The sequence below is a fragment of the Spirosoma validum genome (assembly GCF_014699035.1).
Taxonomy (GTDB): domain Bacteria; phylum Bacteroidota; class Bacteroidia; order Cytophagales; family Spirosomataceae; genus Spirosoma; species Spirosoma validum.
The window spans coordinates 60,062-80,573 of record NZ_JACXAA010000002.1; the positions used below are offsets into that span (position 1 = coordinate 60,062).

The window sequence follows — 20,512 nt, forward strand, 5'->3', positions numbered from 1 at the left end:
ATGTATTTCAAACGACCGGCGACAATGAAGAAATTGCGCCGGTCGTTATCTTTATGGATGAAATCCAATCGGCTATTATGAGAAATTGTTTTCTGTTACTCACAGCGCTAAGTCTGACGTATACGCTTTTCGCGCAAACTCCCTCCGTCATCACGCCACCCAAAGGGCATCCTAACCCAAGCGGACCCGGCTGGAAGTCGTTATTTGGTAGTGATCTAGCGGAAGCTCGCTATCCGACAGGTGTCTGGAGTGTCGATGACGGTGGAATATTGACGGCAACAGAAGATAAGACGATTTGGTCAGCCGTACCATACGATGATTTTGTCCTGGATTTATTATTCAAAACCGCCGATGGAACAAACAGTGGGGTAGTCGTTCATGCCAGTGATACCGCCAATTGGATTCCCAATTCAGTTGAGATCCAAATTGCCGACGATTATTCAAAGCAATGGGCCGAATCGCCTAAAAACTGGCAATGTGGGGCATTCTTCGGCCATCAGGCGCCGATCAAACAGCGCGTTGTCAAAAAGCCGGACGAGTGGAATCGGTATACCATTACGTGTCAGGGAAAGATCATTTATATAGTGCTGAACAACGAACTGATCAATACCATCGACTTGTCAAAATTTACATCGGCAAAAACCAATCCCGACGGATCGGAGGTGCCATCCTGGCTCAGTAAACCACCGGCTGATCTGCCGCTACATGGCTACATTGGTTTGCAGGGGAAACACGCAGGTGCGCCGATTTACTTCCGAAATATTAAGATCAAGACATTGTAAGGCGATTGGGAAGTCGTGTCTATACAACTGCTCGTATGAATGTGATTTTCCAATCGCGTTACGTTAGATGAACCCAATCGGGCGCGGCTAGTGTTCTTCGATTATATGTCTACCGAACCCCAAACCCGTCATAGCCGCACGTTGCCCGAATTACGTTTTTCACTGAATCTGCTCTACGTGGGTCGGTTATTACTGGGTATGCAACCGTCTTCACTCACGACAGATGAAGGTATAGACGTTTTCGAAGAACGGATTGAGGACGTAACGGATGAGCTTGTTTCAACCGAACTGCTCCACGAAGCGGCTATACTGGCAGGCGATACGTTACCTGAAATTTCGTCAACGGCAACGACCGATGACGTAGTGTAAGGCGCAATCAGCTTTCTTTGCAATTCAAATCTTTTGTTGCTGACACCTGGGAGAAGCCAAATGCTGGGTCTCTACAACTGCATCTCATGCCTAATACTACTTCTGATTTTCCCTGGGCCGCGTTGTTCGATATGGACGGCGTTTTGGTCGATAATACTGATTTTCACGTCAATGCCTGGCTACAATTCGCGCAAAAGCATAATCGGCCACTTACGAAGGAGCAATACGTCGAAAACATCAATGGACACGTTTCGGCGGATGCCATGGCGTATGTGTTTCAACGCCCGATTTCGCCCGGTGAGTTGATTGTGTTGACTGAGGAAAAAGAAGCCATTTACCGTGAATTGTATCGGCCGCACCTTGCCCCGGCTCCCGGCTTACTGGATTTCTTAAACGCCTTGAAAGAAGAGCACGTGCGGCTGGCTGTTGGCACGTCAGCTCCGGAAAGTAATGTTCGGTTTACGCTGGATGGACTGTCGTTACGTCCCTATTTCGATGCGATTGTTGATGCCAGTATGATCCACAAAGGCAAACCCGATCCGGAAATCTACCTGACGGCCGCTAAGCGGGTAGGTATAGAACCAGCTCATTGTGTGGTATTTGAAGATGCTTTGGCCGGCATTGAAGCGGGACTTCGGGCAGGGATGAAGGTTGTGGCGCTGGCAACTACACACACGCCTGACGAACTTACTGATGCAGGCGTATCACTTATTGTTAGCGACTTCACGGACCTGACGCCGGATAAAGTACGGAATCTGCTTACGACGGCCTGAGAGTTTGTCGGTCTGAAATTCGGTTCAATGGATAAGGCAATGAAAAAGACAATTCTCGTTAGTTCAGTAATTACCTTACTGGTTTCCTGTACTGGCAACAATCAACAAAGCGAAACGACTGCGGCCGAGGATTCGACTACCCATGTTGCCTCTGTTTCGCCAAAAGTAGGTAGCGATAAGGATGAACACGGCTGTATAGGCAGTGCTGGGTATCAGTGGAGCGTATTGAAAAATAAGTGTATCCGTACCTTTGAGGAGGCCGATGCGAAGCTTATGCCCATTGAAGATACAACTACGTATAGGTCTAATGCTGTGTTGATTTTTAATGCCGACCAGTCGAAAGTAGAACTTTACATGCCCGATCAGAAAGGCAGCCTGATACTGAACAGAACCGGTGAAGAAGGAAATTATAGCTGGAAGAACGACAGCCTTGATCTATTCGCCTGGAAAGGGTATGCCTTACGAAAGAACGGTAAAGCTATTTTTCACGGAGACTAACAACGTAACACATAAAATAAAGAAAGAGTGAAAGCGCGAAAGAGAGAATGAGCGATAACTAACGTAATTATCAATCAATCAATCAATCAATCGCTTATTTACTCAATCACTTAGTAATGTATGTCCATGATCCCCGCCCGTGAGGGCTTTTTCTTTCCTGCCGAGTGGCATCCACACGTAGCAACCTGGCTAAGCTGGCCACATACCGAAGCCTCCTGGACACGTGATCGGCAGGAGTTGATGTTTCCGGCTTACATCGATTTCATCAAAGCCATCTCTGAAAGCGAACACGTATGCATCAACGCGCACGATGAGATTGTTATCCAGGCGGCAAAGATGCGCCTGTTGGCGGCCGATGCTGACATGAGCCGCATTACGTTGCTGCCCCATCCAACCAACGATTCCTGGTGTCGCGATCATGGTCCGGCTTTTCTAATTAATCCGGAGAAAAAAGAGCGTATGATTGTCAACTGGGGGTACAATGCATGGGGTAATAAGTATCCGCCTTACGATCGCGATGATCTGATTCCGGTTGAGATTGCTCATTATCGGAAGCTGGACTACGTAACGCCTGCAGCATCCACTGGGGGCATCATTATGGAAGGTGGTTCGGTAGAATTCAATGGTGCTGGAACGGTGCTGACCAGCCGGGCCTGTTTACTGAATCAAAACCGGAACAGCCACCTGACGCAAGCGAAAATAGAACAGTATCTGTGCGACTATTACGGTGTTCAGCAGGTGCTTTGGGTTGAGGAAGGCATTGTTGGCGATGATACGGATGGCCATATCGACGATACGGTACGATTTGTCAATGAAGATACCGTTATCGCAGCTTACGAATCTGACAAAAACGACGCGAACTATCCGTTTCTTCAGGAGATTCATCACGAATTGAAGCAAATGCGCTTAGTTAATGGCAAGCAACTGACGATTGTCGAATTGCCCATGCCCGATCCCGTTGTGAGTGACGGGTTAAGATTACCAGCTTCATACGCTAATTTCCTGATTACAAACGGTGCCGTTATTGTGCCAACGTTCCGCTGTGCCAACGATCAGCAGGCACTGGACATCATCGGTACGTGTTTTCCCGACCGTAAAATTGTCGGCATCGACTCAACGGATATTGTCTGGGGATTAGGCAGTTTTCATTGCCTGAGTCAGCAAGAGCCGAGTGTTTAAACATGATCGACTAATTGAATTCGTGAATGATCGAATCAAAGCGTCAGCCAATTCAATCAGTTACGAATTCAATCAGTCAAAATTACTAACCATGCGAATCATTTTAATTCTGTTAACGCTGGTTCATCTGGTCGGCTGTGCACGGCAGCCTTCTCTCATGGCTGAACTGGTTCCGCGGTCGATCACGGCTGTCAATCTCGAAGAAACGCTTGGTGGTCGTGATGAGGTGATGATGGCTTATTCGCTGACAAGTTATGATGCCCAAAATAAACCCGTCGGTGTTGTCAATGGCGGGTGGGGCGTTGAGGCCATCAAGAAAAGTCAGCAACTTGATCTGCAAACAAAGGGGTCACCGTCGGCAGAACATAACCCGGCGAAACCGATTCAGCTGACTTTGCCGAAAAACGGAAAGATTGTGGCATCACTGGTGCTGATTGAGGTGGATGATTACAATCAGGCAAAGCAGACACTGACTAAGATTCAGAAGGTACACAACATTGTTGCCATACCAGTAGGACTGCTGTTAACAGCTACTGAAGCATTAACGCCCCTGAAGTACGTATCGGCTGGTCTGGTCGCTTCGGGGATTGGTCTGCAGCTCATGGATAAACTTGACGATGACGATTTGCTGGGACAAAGTAGCGTCGAATTGCATGAGTCCGCATTACGTCAGAAAAAACAACGATTCGTTCACGTACCGGCCATGTTCTCCGGAAGCCATATGCGTAATTCGTTTGAGTATCAGCTGACCTACGACGTTACGTTGAAAACGGTTAAAATTCAGCCTGCTCATCAATAAACTAGCTCATTGATCGTTGGTTAACCCGATACGTTAGGTCTAAAGCGAATGTTTTTGCCGACGTATCTGTTTTCTCATTACTTCTAAAATTACCTTTTCAGACGCTATGCGCCAACTCACAGGCGGATTCTTGCTGGCACTTGCCGTAATGGCCTGTAAAACAACCACACCCGTTGTTCAACAAGCACCTCAGCAGCCAGTTATCCTGACGCTGGGGACGAAAGAGTTCTCAACCGACGATTTCTTTCAGTCCTTTACGAAAAATCAGCTTTCCGCTGATTCAACCCATCGCACCGATGTAAAAGAATATTTCGATCTGTACACGAATCTGAAGTTAAAAGTGCTGGCTGCCGAAACCGAAGGCCGCGACACAACGGAGGCTTTTCGTGAGGAGATGAAAACGTATCGTAAACAATTAGCGCAGTCGTATCTGACCGATAAAGTGTTGGTGGAATCGCTGGCGGCTGAGGCTTATCAGCGCATGCAGGAAGAAGTCAACGCATCACATATTTTGTTGACGGTGGCTGAAGATGCGCTACCTGCTGATACGTTGGCGGCTTGTCAAACGGCCCTGACGTTACGTAAACAGGCGCTGGCTGGTGAGGATTTTGCCAAACTAGCCCGCGATCATTCGCAGGATGCAACAACGGCCCCAAACGGTGGCAATCTAGGCTATTTCACGGCTTTTAGCCTTGTTTATCCGCTGGAAACATCAGCTTATGCGACGCCGACTGGTGGAATTTCGCAGCCGGTTCGGACACGCTTTGGCTACCATCTGATCAAAGTGAATGCTCGGAGGCCCAGTCGCGGACGGGTGCGAGTCGCCCATATACTGGTGCGAATGAGTCCGGGAGCTGATGAAGTTGGCCAGAAAGCAGCTCAGACGCGGATCAATGCGGCTTATAATCGTTTGCAGAAAGGTGAATCGTTTGAAACCGTTTGCCGTGAACTATCCGACGACGCTACGTCCAGAGCCAATGGGGGCGTTCTACCTGTGTTTGAGCCTGGCCGTTGGGTGCCTGCCTTTGAAGATGCTGCTTTTGCCCTGGCAAATCCGGGTGATTATTCGAAACCCGTACGGACCAATTACGGCTGGCATATTATTAAGCTTATTGAGCGCAAAGGGCTGGAACCATACGCTACGTTAGCGCCTTCACTTCGTCAGCGTGTCACAACCGACACACGCGCTGAAGTTCTACGGCAGGCCGCTCTTCAGCGGCTTCGGAAAGAATATGCGGTACGTGAAGACAAGGCAGTGATAGAGGCTGCCTTGGCCAAGGCCGACAGTAGTTTGTTACGTGGGCAATGGAAGTATACCGAACCGCTCGATCCGGCATTAGAGAACAAACCGATCGTAACAATTGCGGATCGCTCTTATACGGTCAACCGGTTTTTTGATTACGTCCGTCAGCGGCAGCAGCCCCCGCGGAATCCTGCTATGAGTAATTCTACGCCGGCACCTGTTGTTGTCGGTGTGCCCAGGCTCGTTATGCGACGCTTGTTCGACCGGTTTGTTGGCGATGAACTGATGCGAAATGAAGAAGCGAATCTGGAGAAGAAATCACCGGAGTTTCGGGCCTTGATTAGCGAAATTCACGATGGCGTGTTGCTCTCGCAGGTGATGGAACAGAACGTATGGGAGCGCTCGATGATCGATTCGACCGGGCAGCGGCAGTATTTCGAGCAAAATAAAGCGAAGTATCAGTTCCCCGACCGAGCCGTAGCCACCGTTATTGTAGCGCAGCACGATAGTTTATTGAAACAAGCGACAACGATGCTTACAGGCAAGCCACCTTATCAACTTCGGCGATCGGCACCAGCCCTGACATTCGCAAAAAATCAGACATCACTACCGACGGGTCTACGAGAAAATCTGTTCGACGTATTGGTCGTGATGATGCGTAATCCGGGCTACGTTGTTGAAGTAAGTGGTTCACATGACCCAACCGAGCGCGATTCGGTTTCTGCTGGTCGGATTCGAAATGTTGTTAGTTATTTACAGAAAAACGGCGTTTCGCTCAGTCGAATCACGGAGAAGGATTATCAGGGTACGCGGCCGGGGACGGTGAAAGATGCCCAGCGTAACGTAACGTTTCAATATTTCAGTACGGCAAAAGACGACATTGCCAAGGTGATCAACGGCAAACATCAGCTGGCATCCGGCGATCCGGCAGTAACCATCACCGAAGGAACGTTTGCCAGGGGAGGGAATGCTTATCTTGATGGGGTAGCTGCCTGGAAAGCGGGAACTACTACGTTACGCAGCGATAACAAATCGGTTGCGATAATAATTGATCGCATTGAACCGGCCCGTGCCAAAACATTTGCCGAAGCCCGCGGAAACGTTATTAATGATTATCAGGCAACCCTCGAAAAACAATGGTTAGCTCAACTTCGGCAGAGGTATCCGGTGAAGGTTAACGAGGAAGAGATCAGGCGATTGGCTAAGTAAGTTTGCCGTAAATAGGTACTTTGGTAAACAGGAAATACGTTTACAACAGACAATGGCATTCATTTGCGTAATTTACCTTCTTAAAAATGCTTAAAACCCAGTTCGCTTGCCGTTCTGTACGTATCTTTAGATCATGAAAAAAGTAATTAGCAGTATACTGTTTGTCTTGGTTGGCTGCTTCCTGACTGCCCATACGTTTGGTCAGGGACAGGGCGTCAGTCTGAATAAAATTATCGCTAAGGTCGATAACTACTACGTGTTGCGATCGGACCTGGAGGAAGCCTATCAGTCATATGTTGGGCAAAATCAGACGCCCCCCCAAAAATGCCAATTGCTCGAAAGCCTGGTTATCAATAAAATGATGCTGGCTAAAGCAGAAATTGATTCGGTAGTGGTTGAAGAGAAACTGGTCGACAATGAACTCGACCAGCGGATGCAGTACATGGCCCAGCAGTTCGGTTCCGAAAAGAACATTGTTGAAGCGTATGGCAAGAGCCTGGAAATGCTGAAGAGCGAACTGCGGCAGCAAGTGAAAGATCAGAAGATCGTTCAGAAAATGCAGAATAAAATCACGACCGACGTAAAAGTGACTCCGCGCGACGTTCGTAAGTTCTTCGACGCAATTCCCAGAGACAGCTTGCCTTACATGCCCGCTGAAGTTGAAGTGGGCCAGATTGTTCGCTTCGCCAAACCGACCAAAGAGCAAAAAGAGGCCCTGCGGCAGCGCTTGATGGACCTGAAAAAACGAGTTGAAGCTGGCGAAGATTTTGCGAAACTAGCCAAAGAGAATTCCGAAGATGTAGGCTCGGCCGAGAAAGGAGGGGATTTAGGTTTTGCGAAACGGGGTATGATGGTGGCGCCTTTTGAAGGAGCGGCTCTGAGACTAAAACCCAATGAGTTGTCGGATGTCATTGAATCGGATTTTGGCTTGCACCTTATTCAACTGCTGGAAACGCGCGGTGCTGAATACCACGCCCGCCACATTCTACTTCGTCCTGATTACAATCGCCTGGACCTGGCGGGACCAACCCGTTACCTAGACAGTCTTCGTAATTTGATCCAAATCGACTCGCTGAAGTTCGATAAAGCAGCTAAAGATTTTTCTGAAGATAAAAATACAGCGGATGCGGGGGGCCTGCTTCGCGATCCACAATCGGGTGGTAGCCGACTGGCTATGGACGGTACGATGGAGTATGCACTCTTTCAACTGCTTGACACGATGCAGGTTGGTAGTTTTTCAAAACCGCTTCCCTATCGTACCGAAGACGGTAAAAGTGCCATGCGGGTATTGTACTTCAAGAGTAAGGCTGTTCCGCACACGGCTGACTTCAGCAAGGATTTTGAGAAGCTACAAACAATTGTCCTTCAAAACAAAAAGAACCGGGCGATTGATGACTGGTTCCGAAAATCCGTTGCTGACGTGTACATCACCGTCGATCCCGAATTCCACAATTGTCGAATATTTGGAACAACACAAAATAGTGCCGCTACCCTTGGCAGTAATGAGTGAAGAATGAAAAGTGAAGAATAGAATAACCATGTTCTTCGCTTTTTAGTCTTCATTCTTCATTCATCATTAACTTTTTTACCTGTGCCTTACTCATCGGACGTTGCGGCTGCAGAAGCCCTTACCACTTCTTACCAGAAATTAAAAAATGAAATTTCCAAGGTCGTTATTGGTCAGGATGATACCGTTCGACTGTTGCTAACGGCCATCTTTTGTCAAGGGCATTGTCTGTTGGTAGGGGTACCGGGCTTGGCCAAAACACTGCTGATTCAGACCATTGCTGGCGCTTTAGATCTTGATTTCAATCGGATTCAGTTCACGCCTGATCTGATGCCATCAGATATTCTCGGCTCCGAAACACTCGATCAGGAACGTAATTTTAAATTCATCAAAGGCCCCGTTTTCGCCAACATTATCCTGGCAGATGAGATCAACCGGACACCACCCAAGACGCAGTCGGCTTTGCTCGAAGCCATGCAGGAGTACTCGGTAACGATTGCTGGACAGAAATATAGTCTGGGGCGTCCGTTTTTTGTACTGGCTACGCAGAACCCAATTGAACAGGAAGGTACGTATCCACTGCCCGAAGCGCAGCTGGACCGATTTATGTTCAATATTTATCTGGATTATCCATCGTATCAGTCAGAACTGGATATTGTTAAAAGTACGACGTCTGACAAGCGATATGATGTCCAACGCGTCATTACTGGCGAAGAGATTCGTGATTTCCAGCAATTAGTACGTCGGGTGCCGGTCGTTGATAACGTGGTTGAGTACGCGGTTAAACTCGTTCACAAGACCCGCCCCAATACGGATATGGCCTCTACCGATGCGAATCAGTATTTAGAATGGGGTGCCGGACCACGGGCTTCGCAGGCTTTGATTCTGGCGGCTAAGTGCAATGCGCTGTTGATGGGAAAATACTCGCCGGACATTGAAGACGTTAAGGCTGTTGCTATGCCTATTCTTCGTCACCGTGTCGTTCGGAATTTTAAGGCGGAAGCCGAGGGGATTTCGGTTGAACAACTGATTAAGCGGCTGCTTTAACGTAAGGAATAAACGAAGAAGGGACGAAAGGAACACAAGGGATAATCCCACTGGTCCTTTCGTCCCTTTTCCGTTTATTCCTCTTTATCATCTCTATTGGTTTTGCCGAGATAATCGCTGTCTCCGTCGCCCATACCGGTCGATTTGTCATCGACTCCTGTTGGCTTAACGTTTTCGGTTTCTTCGCCGATCAGAAAGTCGCCGGTTCCATTTGGTTCATCTATACCAGGATCTTGTTGGTCATCTTCAGGTTTCATAACGCACGATTGGGTTTGTTTTTAACACAACTGACGCCGATCCGAATAGTTAAGAAATTAGCTTTTTAGCTGCCAAACGGCCTTTTCCTGAATCACTACGTTCACCTCCTGATTCACCTGCATTGTATCGTGGGTTGTTAACAGACGCAAGAATACGTAACGCGAAATCGCTACGTCGATTTCATAATGACTTCCTTTGAAGTAAACGGCCTGTACAATTCCCGGAACCCCATCGTCTACAAGCTTAATCTGTTCAGGACGTAGACAAATTAATGATTCAGGATCGCTGGATTCAGGTAAACGCAAGGTTGGTAAGTGTTTTGCCTTCAGAATGTTGACAGGTCCTGTCATACGGGCTGCGTAGGCCGTAAGTGGTTGTCGGTACACATCAATGGGCGATCCCAACTGAATTAATTTTCCGTCGCGTAGTATTCCCAACGTATCAGCCACAGAAAGCGCGTCGGTAGCGTCATGGGTTACAAACAGGCACGATGTATGTTCATGACGGACCAGATCGAACAGGAGATCGCGTACCAGAAGTCGGTTTGGTAGGTCGAGGTGACTAAAGGGCTCATCGAGCAGTAAAACGGCTGGTTTATCGGCAATGGCCCGGGCAATGGCCGTACGTTGTTTCTCACCACCCGATACATGGCGGGGTATCCGATCCTGAATATCGGTCAGGCGACAGAGTTTAAGTAACTCGTTGACCCGGTAATCGCGGTAATCTTTCTCAAAAAACCGGAGGGCATAGGCGATATTTTCCCGAATCGATACGTTCGGCATCAACTGATACTCCTGATGGACCAGCCGGATATCGTTATGGCCTGGAACCAGTACGTCCGATGGACCTGGAATTCGATCACCATTCAACCGAACTTCGCCCATATCCGCATCAGACAGGCCAGCCAACAGGTTCAGTAGCGTACTCTTTCCCGAACCACTGGCACCAACCAGCGCCATGACCCGGCCTGGCTCAAGTGTTAAGGATACATTCCGAACGGCAGTTACGTCGGTGTAAAATTTTGATAATTTGCTAGCAGTGAGCATACGGAGTAGCACTGTCGATCCCGATTGGTTTATTTTCTTTATCCATCGGGATCGACAGTGCTACGTTAAAAGATAAAATTCGTACTTAAAAACTCGGATTTGTGGTGGCCTACAATGTCGTTCAGGATTTCTTTGTTGGCATCGGTGTCTTTTGTTGCCACCGCCGACCGAATGGAGAAGGAACGAAGCGCATCTTCCACCGATAATGTTCCCTCTGCCGAGTCCTTTCGGCCCGTAAATGGGAACGTATCAGGACCGCGTTGGCATTGTGCATTAATGTTTACCCGACTTACTAAGTTGACTAAGGGATCGATCAGTTGCGCAATTGCATTCGTATCGGTGCCAAAAATACTAGCCTGCATACCGTGATCGTCTGTGATGAGATAGTCAATAAATTCTTCCGTATCATCGAACGGTACAACCGGAACAATAGGACCAAACTGCTCCTCCCGATAAAGCTTCATGCCTTCCTTAACTGGATAAACGACGGCCGGTTTAAACAGCGACTCCGCCACCTCGCCACCGCCCTCATTCATGATTTTTGCCCCATTGGCCTCGGCATCCCGAATGCAGTCGGCCAGATAATCTGGCTTAGAGGGTTCGGGTAAGGGCGTAATCTGTACGCCCGCATCCCAGGGCATCCCAGGTTTCAGCTTACTTACCTGTGCACTAAATCGGCGTAAGAAATCGTCAGCAACAGAGCGATGCACCCAGATTATTTTAATGGCTGTGCAACGCTGGCCGTTAAACGAGAGAGAGCCCAGCAGACACTCACTCACTGCTACGTCGAGGTCGGCATCCGGTAAAATAATAGCTGCGTTTTTCGCGTCAAGACTCATGATCGACCGGAGCCGGTTGAGTTTTGGATGCTGACGCTGTAGCTGATCGGCCACACGACTGGACCCAATTAACGTCAGTACATTCACTTTTCCAGACTGCATGACTGGCGGAATGACGTCTGCCCCACGCCCATACATTGAATTAACAACACCTTTTGGAAAACTTGTGCGAAATGCTTCCAGCAGCGGATAGTGTAGTAGCGAACCGTGTTTGGGCGTTTTAAAGAGTATGGTGTTGCCCATCAAAATAGCCGGGATGAGCGTTGTATACGTTTCGTTCAAAGGATAATTAAACGGCCCCATTGCCAGGACAACCCCTAATGGTGACCGACGAATTTGCCCGATGATTCCTTCTTCAATCCGAAATCGCGAAGAGTTTCGATCTATTGTTTTCAGGGTATCAATCGTATCGTAGATGTATTTTATGGTTCGATCAAACTCTTTCGTCGCGTCGGCAAGGTTTTTGCCAATTTCCCACATAATCAGGTTGACGACTAACTTCTTTCGCTCCAGCATCTTGCCCACAAACGATTCCATACACTCGATACGCGCTGCCACAGCCATTTGAGGCCACTCGCCACGACCATTGTCATAAGCTGCGACGGCTGCCTCTAGTGCTTCAAGCGCTTCGGCTGGGCCTGTTACGGGGAAACTACCCACGAGCTTTCGTTGCAACGTACCGTCGGCAGTTGGCAGGCAAACCGGTGAATATACTTCCGAAACAGGGCCATTCCACTGACGCATTTCGCCATTGAGCAGGTACTCGCGCTGATGAATGGGATCAATGCTATAGTCAGCAGGAATTTGGTCTTCGGCTGGAAAAAGCCGGGTAAGTTGAGGATCGTTCATAGCAGGAAACACAAGGTAATACAAACGGCGTCAAACGTCGGTATTTGCCCCACAAAATCCAATCCTATTGAAAACAAAATGCTTATCTACGTGACCTTTACTTATTCTTCTTCAGGATTAAACTACGTGATAACTGATTAGCTGAACTTAACCCCGAGATGTCGATTGGGAACTAGTATACTGATGCCAAGTGCGATGTATAGCTTATCTGAAAGGATTCACCATTGAACGTATACCATGCAGTAACTAGAGTAGGCTTGTTGCTAAATTCATAAGCGGGAGCAACCATGCCGCTGGGAAGGGGGCTTTCCCTTGTCCCCACTCCAAGCCAGTCGTCGTGTTGGTTGGCTTTCTGTGAGTAACCAATTCTAATAGTTAAATAAAAGAGGTTAAAGGTCAATAGAAAGCGAATATATGGTCATAAGTGTTACTAAATGAATATGATTTTAAAGTTACATATATATAAAACTACAAAACGTGAATGCTGTGATATTATAGTGGAATTGAGCATCGTACTATTTTGAGAATATCTTCCCCGCCTTTCGTAATAGTGGTTATTGTTAATAAAAGGTGAAGTTTTTATATTAATGCAAGTAATAAGTAAAAGTATTTTGAAATATTTTAACTTATTACTTGCAAGCTACGTGACTCCTGAGTAATTTTCTATGCGATTATAAAGGGACTTTCTTCTGCGCTCTTATAATCTGCTCAAAATAGCTCTCATCCAACTTTAATTCTGTGACTTGTGTACAATCTGAAAAAATTCTCCGTTCGGCGAACGGTAGTATTAGACCGTATTGCGCCTATTTTTTTGCTATTAATTAGTTGTTTTTCAGTAGGTTTTGGGCAAACAATCTATTACGTAGCAACTTCAGGCAGTGACAACAATACTGGGCGATCGATCGAGTCACCTTTTCAGACGATTGCGAAAGTAAACAGCCTGTCATTACAACCCGGCGATCAGATACTGTTCCGGCGAAACGACACATTTCGGGGTAGTTTGCAGCTACGTAACTCGGGCTCATCCGACAAGCCCATTGTCATTGATGCCTACGGATCAGGCAATAAACCTGTATTGGCGGCCTCTGTGCCCGTTAGCAATTGGACTAATATAGGTAATGGCACATGGCAAGCTAACTGCCCGTCTTGTGGTAGTCAGGTAACAGGGGTTTATCGTAATGGATCAGTCCTGCCGCTGGGTCGTTACCCGAATCTGAGCGATGCTAACAAAGGGTATTTGACCGTTCAGTCTCACAGCGGGAAAACACAACTGACTAGTCAGCAGGGATTTTCTACCGACTGGACGGGTGGCGAAGTAGTCGTTCGGCCAGTTCAATGGATATTGGACCGTGCTAGTATCACCAATCAGAACGGCAATACGCTTATACTCGCCAATAACAGCACGTATGACATAACAGATGGCTGGGGATTTTTTATTCAAAATCACCCGGCTACCCTGGACCAGAGCGGTGAATGGTATTATAATCCGATTAACAAGACGATTCGCCTGTACGATAATCAGAACGACCCAAACAATCAACTGATCACGGCAACTGCTTTCAGTGAGGGCGTGAATCTGACGAATGCGTCGTTCATTACTATCCGTAATTTGCAGATAACGCAGACATTGAACATTGGCTTGTTGGCCTCTGGCTGTTCCAACCTGACTTTATCTGGCAATGACGTAACAAATTCAGGAGTCGATGGAATCGCTATTCTGGGAACGGGAAGTAATGTACTGCTGGAGAACAATTTAATTGAAGATGCCAACAACAATGGTTTTCATATTGATGGTTACCAGAATTTTACCGCACGAGGCAATACCATCCAGCGCATTGGCGTAATTCCTGGGCGCGGAAAAAGCGGGGACGGAACCTATAGTGGACTTCATTCGTCGGCCGTCGCTAACGTGTTAATCGAAAATAACGTACTCGACCACATCGGCTATAATGGTATGTCAATCTTTAACAACACGATTGTTCGAAATAATGTGGTGTCTAACTTCTGCCAGACCAAAAGTGACGGGAGCGGCATTTATTCCTGGAATGGAAACCACAGTAATTCTGGCGGATTGCATATAGTGTCAAACATTGTTTTTAACGGCCTTGCGGCTCTGGAAGGAATGGTTTACGGAACCTATTCAGGGGCCAACGGCATCTTTCTGGACGACTGCTCCCAAAACAGTGAAATAGTCGGTAACACTACATTTAATTCCAGGGGTAAAGGAATTCTTCTGCGGGCTACGTCGAACGTAACAGTTAGGAATAATACCAGCTTTAACAACAACGAAGAGCAGTTTCGAATGGGGTATAATGATCTATGTACCTTCCGAAATAATGTGGTTCAGGACAATATATTTTTCAGCCGTTTACCCGACCAGGGTGTAGTTGCTTATGAGTCGAACGCAAACGATCTGAATCAGTATGGTCAGTTTGATAACAATTACTACGTTCGTCCTTTTGAAGACCAGTTTAAAATCTGGATGGTGTATAATCCAGGGTCAGGCCTGACAGGAAAGAGCGCCACTCTTACCGAGTGGCAGGCAAAGTGGGGCCAGGACCGTAATTCATTCAACAGCCCGATTACTTATAAAACAAAAACCGTCGGTCAGGTAGGGGCCAGCGTACTTAACCACTCATTTGCGGGGGATATTAACGGCTGGAATGTGTGGTCACCTTATGGCAATGGTCGGGTCGACTGGGATAACACAAATCGACTTGATGGTGGATCACTACGTCTCTCCTTTAATTCGGCCTCTAATCAGAACAATGCCTATTTGCTAGCCACTGTTAGTATTGGCACCGTCGCAAAAGGGAAAACGTATCAGCTTTTGTTCGATGGAATTGCGTCAGCGTCAGGAAAGCGAATTCAGGTATTTCCCCGCCAGTTAGTGGGCAACTATAGCGATCTGGCAGCCAGAGCGTCTTTTGTGGTCGGAAATGGGCGACAGAGCTACGAGGCAACTTTCACCGCTACTGCTGACGAATCAAATGCTATTCTGGTCATTCAGGTCGAAGAAGATGGTCAAACGGCCTGGCTGGATAATATCCGGCTACAGGAGGCAACTCTGACTGATGTTAATCCAGACGATTACATTAAACTGATTTATAACCCCACGTTCCAAAACAAGGTAGAGTCAATCGACGGTGTATATCGGGATGTTAAAAACAACACGTATACCAACCAGGTAACTGTAGCTCCTTTCTCATCACTTTTATTGATGAAGGAAGTTAATACAACACCGCCCCCCCCCCCGTCTCCTACACTTCGAGATCCGGAGAACCCATCCAATGCGGTTGCTGGGTTAGACTATAGCTATTATGAAGGAAACTGGAGTAGCTTGCCCGACTTCACAACCCTTGCCAGCGTTAAGACCGGCACCAGTTCTATCCCTACCCGCTCGGTACGTAATAAAGATTACTATTTCGCACTACGTTTCACTGGCTACGTGAGCGTGCCAACGGATGGGGTTTATACGTTTTACATTTCCTCAGACGATGGCAGTAAACTTTTTATTGGAACTACTGAAGTGGTCAACAACGACGGTGGGCACGCTGAACAGGAGCGGTCAGGTACTATTGGTCTAAAAGCCGGCTTACACGCCCTGACAATACCCTATTTTCAGGGAGGAGGAGACCAAGCCCTAACAGTTAGCTATAGTGGTCCAGGTCTGAACAAGCAGCCAATTCCGGCATCGAATATGTGGAGAGTGGCGTATAGCCAGGAGGAGCCTCAGACTACATTACGGGATGCTGACAATCCCGCGAATACCACTGTGGGTCTGGATTACAGCTATTATGAGGGAAATTGGAGTAGCTTGCCCGATTTTAATGCACTAAGTCCTGTCAAAACGGGTATAAGCAGCACTCCTACGCTCGCGGTACGCAACCGGGAAGACAATTTCGGGTTACGTTTTACCGGATATATAAATGTACCAACAGATGGAGTATACAGTTTTTATACCTCTTCAGATGATGGCAGTAAACTTTTTATTGGAACTACTGAAGTGGTCAACAACGACGGTGGACACGCTGAACAGGAGCGGTCAGGTACTATTGGTCTAAAAGCCGGCGTTCATGCAATCACTATTCTGTATTATGAAGGACCAGGCGATCAGGCGCTTACTGTACGTTATGCTGGACCTGGTTTAGGTAAACAGGTTATTCCGGCTTCAGCGTTCTGGCGATTGAATACTACTGCGTCAACCTCATTAACAGGTCATGGTCTCCGGGCTGAATACTTTAACAATACGACTCTGAATGCCCCCATCGTATTAACCCGTACAGACGCTAACGTTGATTTTGATTGGGGGTACGGCTCGCCAGCCTCTGGCACGATCAGTGTAGACAACTTCTCCATCCGTTGGACGGGTCAGGTTGAAGCTCCTGTAACCGGCTCTTACGTATTTAGTACTAATACCGATGACGGTGTGCGTCTTTGGGTCAATGGTATTCAGTTGGTAAATGACTGGAATGGTCATGCACCAACAACTAATAATGGTACATCATTAAATCTAACGGCTGGCCAGCGGTACGATATTCGTATGGAATATTTCGAAGGCGAGGGTGGTGCCGTAGCCAGGCTATTGTGGTCATATCCTGGCCAAGGTCAGCAGGTTGTTCCCAAGGAACGGTTGTATGCAGCAACGACACCCTCTGCCCGGTTAGCTTCGTTTGGTGAGAGTGATTCCGAGATCAATTTACCTATGCTGGTCTATCCCACACCTGCCCAGGTAAATCTGTGGATACGTTACCAGGCTGAAACTACAGGAGAAGCAACGATTCAGTTAATTAATACCATGGCTCAGCCTATCTTGCAGACGCAATACCCAATTGCAGCAGGCAACAACCTGATTAAACTAGATGTGGGTCAACTTAATCGGGGCCATTATATTCTAATATTGAGTCAGGGGAATAAACGGATTAGTCGTAAAGTGCTTCTCAGAGAATAGCCGCCCTATAATAAGGCGACTATTCTCTGAGAAGCTTGTAGTTTAGCGCTTTATCAGTTTTATAATACGTTGTTCACCAGTATTATACTGAATGTAAAGTAGGTAATACGTACCAGGCAATTGCTGTCCGAAACGAATAGTTTGTCCCTGGCGAATAGCGCCGAGGTTGAGTCGTTCACGGCCTAGTAAATCAACGACTCGACTTAATGATATATCGGCTTCAGCAACAAACGTAAAGACATCCGATGATGGATTTGGATAAATCGAATTTCGTCCAGTCAGTGGGTCTGTTGCCGTTACGACCGCAGTTGTATCAGTCTGGGTACGAACACGTAGTGTAGTCAGGCCCGAATCATCTTCACCATCATTGGTGCCAGAATCGGGCGTACTGTCAGGATCGGCAAACGTTGTTGCGGTTACTTCAGCGGCTAAGCTGTATGAACCAGGTGTAGCTGTTTTGACCTGAAACACAAAAGTCGTATCCCTCTGTAGGTGTTGAACCGTGCCGGTTAATAAGCTGTCTTTGTAAGAAAGCCCATTACTGTTTACGAGCGTCAAACCAGCCGGTAGACGACAGGTCCACTGTACCTTATTTAGACCTGTAGTCTGACCAACTGACTCATTATACAAGGCTACAGAAAAGGAGGTAACCTCATTAATTTTAGGGTAGGGCTGGTCGGTCTGAAACCAAAGACGGATGTCAACGGGTGGAAAGGTATCGAGCAGTAAAATAACCGACGTAAATGGCTTTAGCGTGACTTGGCGGTTATAATAATGATTTCTGACATCCCGGTATGGTTTATCTAAGGTAACTGTCGAGTCGCTACTCGTCGGGTTATACACAAACCGGATAAAGTCATCAGGATTGTTCAGGACAATAGAGGCTTCCTGCAAGCGAATATTATCGAAGCAAACCGGTTGACTATCCTCATGGAACTGAAACGTTAACAGGGCATTGGCTTCGTCAGTGGAAGGTGTTAAGGCGAACTCGTAACTTCTTCGCGACGGACCAACTATAAATTCGTACCGACGAGTCAGGTCCTGATACGGTGCCTGTTGCTTCCGAATAAATACAGAAATTTTTCGTTCGGTAGGGGAGGTGGCATCGAATTGAAGCAGATAACTTTTTGATTTAGTTACTGCCTGGATACCCTTATACATCAACACATACGAATCCGCCTGGTGCGACAGCGTAGATACGTTCAGTTGCAAATTACCACCATCGAGTTTATAGCCTGTATTCCAGGTAACCTGCCCATTCGAATAGGGCCCCCACGCTTCCCAACCTTCTGTATTGCTGTCGAAGGAATTATGAATACGATTAACGTTGCTTACGCTTTGTATTGAATACTCCTTATAACTAATGGGACTGGGTTTCGATGTACCATCCCGACTAAATTGAGCCTGCCACTGCGGTAGATTCAGATCATTCACGATATTACCGTTATAGACCGATCGGATTATCGATACGTCGTTAAAAGGACGGGCGTAATAATTGTGCTCCATCGTACCAAACATAGCCAGGTCATTCGCACTGGATATGTACCCCGCAACGGCCTGTGTCGCATTTTTTGCAACCAGTATATTCCCTTTTATTATGTTGTTTCTGGGTAGACATGATCGGTCGTAATTGTATAGAATGAGCTGAGCTAAGCTGTTGTTAAAGCAGGTATTACGTAGCAGATTGAGATTACTGACCGAATGAAGATAAATGCCTAAACCCTGACAATCAGCAATTGTATTGTCGACCAGGTCAACCCCGTTCACGCAGTCATCCAAAAAGATACCGTGTGCTCCACCAATGACATTATCGGATAACCCCCCGAACGTACCGATACCGTTTCGGATTATATTCGATTGAACAAGAATATTGTCCATCGGCAATTGGGCTCCATTGAAGAGATAAATTCCTCCACCGTCGCTTTTTGTCATGCAGAAATTGGTAATCAGATTCTGTCGGATGGTCGAATTATTCTGAACAGACAGGCCAATGTAGCCAACGCTATCAATTATGTTATGTTCAATAAGCGTGTTCTGGGTGGCAGAGGATTGAAATGCCGTAAACTGGCCGTCACCGCTCTTACCCCGACCGGGTAAAATAGCCGTATGACGAATGATGTTTTGCTGAAAGGTAACGTTCTGATACGAGCCAATAACAAAACCGTTGTTGTTGCTATTCGTTATGCTGCAACGGTTAATCAGGATATCTTTTCCTTCACCTTGAATAATAACTCCATCTTCGCCAGAGTCAGTAAAATCCGTATCGGTTAGTGTCAGATTTGATACGTTCAGGGCATAAAGGTTCGTTGTTCTTGCCTGGGCAATGTGTAAGTTTTTAAGGATAATAAAACTTGCACCAGCAATGTCGATGACCCGGTCAACGGCGGCAGCCGTCAGAACCTGGGCATTGGGGTTAATCTGATCGGTATACAGTTGAATGGTTTTACTCGTCGGATTATAATACCATTCGCCTGACTGGTCGAGCGTAGCCGGGTGATTCTGGATGAAATACCCCCACCCCTCTGTTAATGGATAGGTAGAAGAGTTGTTGAGGATGAGGTTGTTTTCATTCTGTTGGGTAATTGTGGCGCGGTCAATGATCCAGTAAGTAGGTCGAAGCACCACCTCTGCCCCGGTCCAATCCGTTCTCAAAGGCTCCCGACTGGTTAATTGGCTGGTACCCACGTGCGCCTGCACCGTCAGGCTTCCCCGGTTAGGAGCGTCAGGATTCGGATAACGACCCAGTGGCTGAGCTAGCCCATTACGAAACACGTTTGTTACAGTTGTACCACAGGTCGAACAGGACGCCTGCCAGCGATTATTTCCTAAGCTGGTCCAGTTACTGACTACTACTGATCCTGTGAGCAGGGGTTTGGGGCCATTACCATAGGCGTCGAATCGAATAGCTTTGCCAATACTACCGGACTTTCGGATTTGTAGCGACCCCCGAAATGTGTCGCCCCGGCGGAACAGCACAGCATCCCCAGCCTGCAATGAAAGCGTATTAACTTTCGCCAGATTCTGAAACGGAGTTAGTAAAGAACGGCCATCGTTCTCATCACTCCCCGTGTTGGCAACGTAGTACGTCGTCTGGGCTGAGGCTATAGACCAGGTGAGAGCCCAGATACTTAGTACTAAACCAATACGTATTCCCATTCTTTCC

General features: G+C 47.3%; 14 protein-coding genes. 10 read left to right on the forward strand and 4 right to left on the reverse strand.

Annotation, left to right across the window (positions count from 1 at the left end):
* Positions 1 to 77: 77 nt before the first annotated feature.
* The 9 genes from IC230_RS05120 to IC230_RS05160 all read left to right on the forward strand — a co-directional run bounded on the left by IC230_RS05120 (position 78) and on the right by IC230_RS05160 (position 9,406).
* The gene (locus tag IC230_RS05120; RefSeq protein WP_223860340.1) at positions 78 to 782 is read left to right on the forward strand and encodes a 3-keto-disaccharide hydrolase; all 705 of its coding nucleotides are present in this window, start codon (positions 78 to 80) and stop codon (positions 780 to 782) included.
* A 105-nt stretch (positions 783 to 887) separates the two neighbouring features.
* Positions 888 to 1,151, forward strand: a complete 264-nt coding sequence (locus tag IC230_RS05125; protein WP_191037913.1) for a hypothetical protein — start codon at positions 888 to 890, stop codon at positions 1,149 to 1,151.
* 86 nt (positions 1,152 to 1,237) lie between these two features.
* On the forward strand, positions 1,238 to 1,924 hold the full coding sequence (locus tag IC230_RS05130) for an HAD family hydrolase (RefSeq protein WP_191037914.1): 687 nt from the start codon (positions 1,238 to 1,240) through the stop codon (positions 1,922 to 1,924).
* A 39-nt stretch (positions 1,925 to 1,963) separates the two neighbouring features.
* Positions 1,964 to 2,422, forward strand: a complete 459-nt coding sequence (locus tag IC230_RS05135) for a hypothetical protein (RefSeq protein WP_191037915.1) — start codon at positions 1,964 to 1,966, stop codon at positions 2,420 to 2,422.
* 120 nt (positions 2,423 to 2,542) lie between these two features.
* A complete protein-coding gene (locus IC230_RS05140; RefSeq protein WP_191037916.1) occupies positions 2,543 to 3,601 on the forward strand; it encodes an agmatine deiminase family protein in 1,059 nt (352 codons plus the stop codon).
* A gap of 91 nt (positions 3,602 to 3,692) precedes the next feature.
* On the forward strand, positions 3,693 to 4,400 hold the full coding sequence (locus IC230_RS05145) for a hypothetical protein (protein WP_191037917.1): 708 nt from the start codon (positions 3,693 to 3,695) through the stop codon (positions 4,398 to 4,400).
* A 106-nt stretch (positions 4,401 to 4,506) separates the two neighbouring features.
* Positions 4,507 to 6,852, forward strand: coding sequence for a peptidylprolyl isomerase (locus tag IC230_RS05150; RefSeq protein WP_191037918.1), 2,346 nt, complete (start codon positions 4,507 to 4,509; stop codon positions 6,850 to 6,852).
* Between the two features lie 133 nt (positions 6,853 to 6,985).
* Positions 6,986 to 8,362, forward strand: coding sequence for a peptidylprolyl isomerase (locus IC230_RS05155; protein WP_191037919.1), 1,377 nt, complete (start codon positions 6,986 to 6,988; stop codon positions 8,360 to 8,362).
* Between the two features lie 81 nt (positions 8,363 to 8,443).
* Positions 8,444 to 9,406 (forward strand): AAA family ATPase, encoded by a 963-nt coding sequence (locus tag IC230_RS05160; RefSeq protein WP_191037920.1) that lies wholly within the window; start codon positions 8,444 to 8,446, stop codon positions 9,404 to 9,406.
* A 74-nt stretch (positions 9,407 to 9,480) separates the two neighbouring features.
* On the opposite strand, the gene IC230_RS05165 is transcribed toward IC230_RS05160, so the two are convergent.
* The 3 genes from IC230_RS05165 to IC230_RS05175 all read right to left on the reverse strand — a co-directional run bounded on the left by IC230_RS05165 (position 9,481) and on the right by IC230_RS05175 (position 12,398).
* Positions 9,481 to 9,663 (reverse strand): hypothetical protein, encoded by a 183-nt coding sequence (locus tag IC230_RS05165; RefSeq protein WP_191037921.1) that lies wholly within the window; start codon positions 9,661 to 9,663, stop codon positions 9,481 to 9,483.
* Positions 9,664 to 9,720: 57 nt separating this feature from the next.
* Positions 9,721 to 10,710 (reverse strand): ABC transporter ATP-binding protein, encoded by a 990-nt coding sequence (locus tag IC230_RS05170; RefSeq protein WP_191037922.1) that lies wholly within the window; start codon positions 10,708 to 10,710, stop codon positions 9,721 to 9,723.
* 65 nt (positions 10,711 to 10,775) lie between these two features.
* Positions 10,776 to 12,398: an NADP-dependent glyceraldehyde-3-phosphate dehydrogenase gene (locus tag IC230_RS05175; protein ID WP_191037923.1), complete on the reverse strand. Its 1,623-nt coding sequence runs from the start codon at positions 12,396 to 12,398 to the stop codon at positions 10,776 to 10,778.
* A 745-nt stretch (positions 12,399 to 13,143) separates the two neighbouring features.
* Between IC230_RS05175 and IC230_RS05180 the strand changes: the two genes are divergently transcribed.
* Entirely contained in the window at positions 13,144 to 17,349 is a 4,206-nt protein-coding gene (locus IC230_RS05180) for a PA14 domain-containing protein (RefSeq protein ID WP_191037924.1), read from the forward strand.
* Between the two features lie 42 nt (positions 17,350 to 17,391).
* Here IC230_RS05180 and IC230_RS05185 read toward each other — a convergent pair whose 3' ends face one another.
* Complete coding sequence (locus IC230_RS05185) at positions 17,392 to 20,505, reverse strand: right-handed parallel beta-helix repeat-containing protein (RefSeq protein ID WP_191037925.1); 3,114 nt, start codon at positions 20,503 to 20,505, stop codon at positions 17,392 to 17,394.
* Between the last annotated feature and the right edge of the window lie 7 nt (positions 20,506 to 20,512).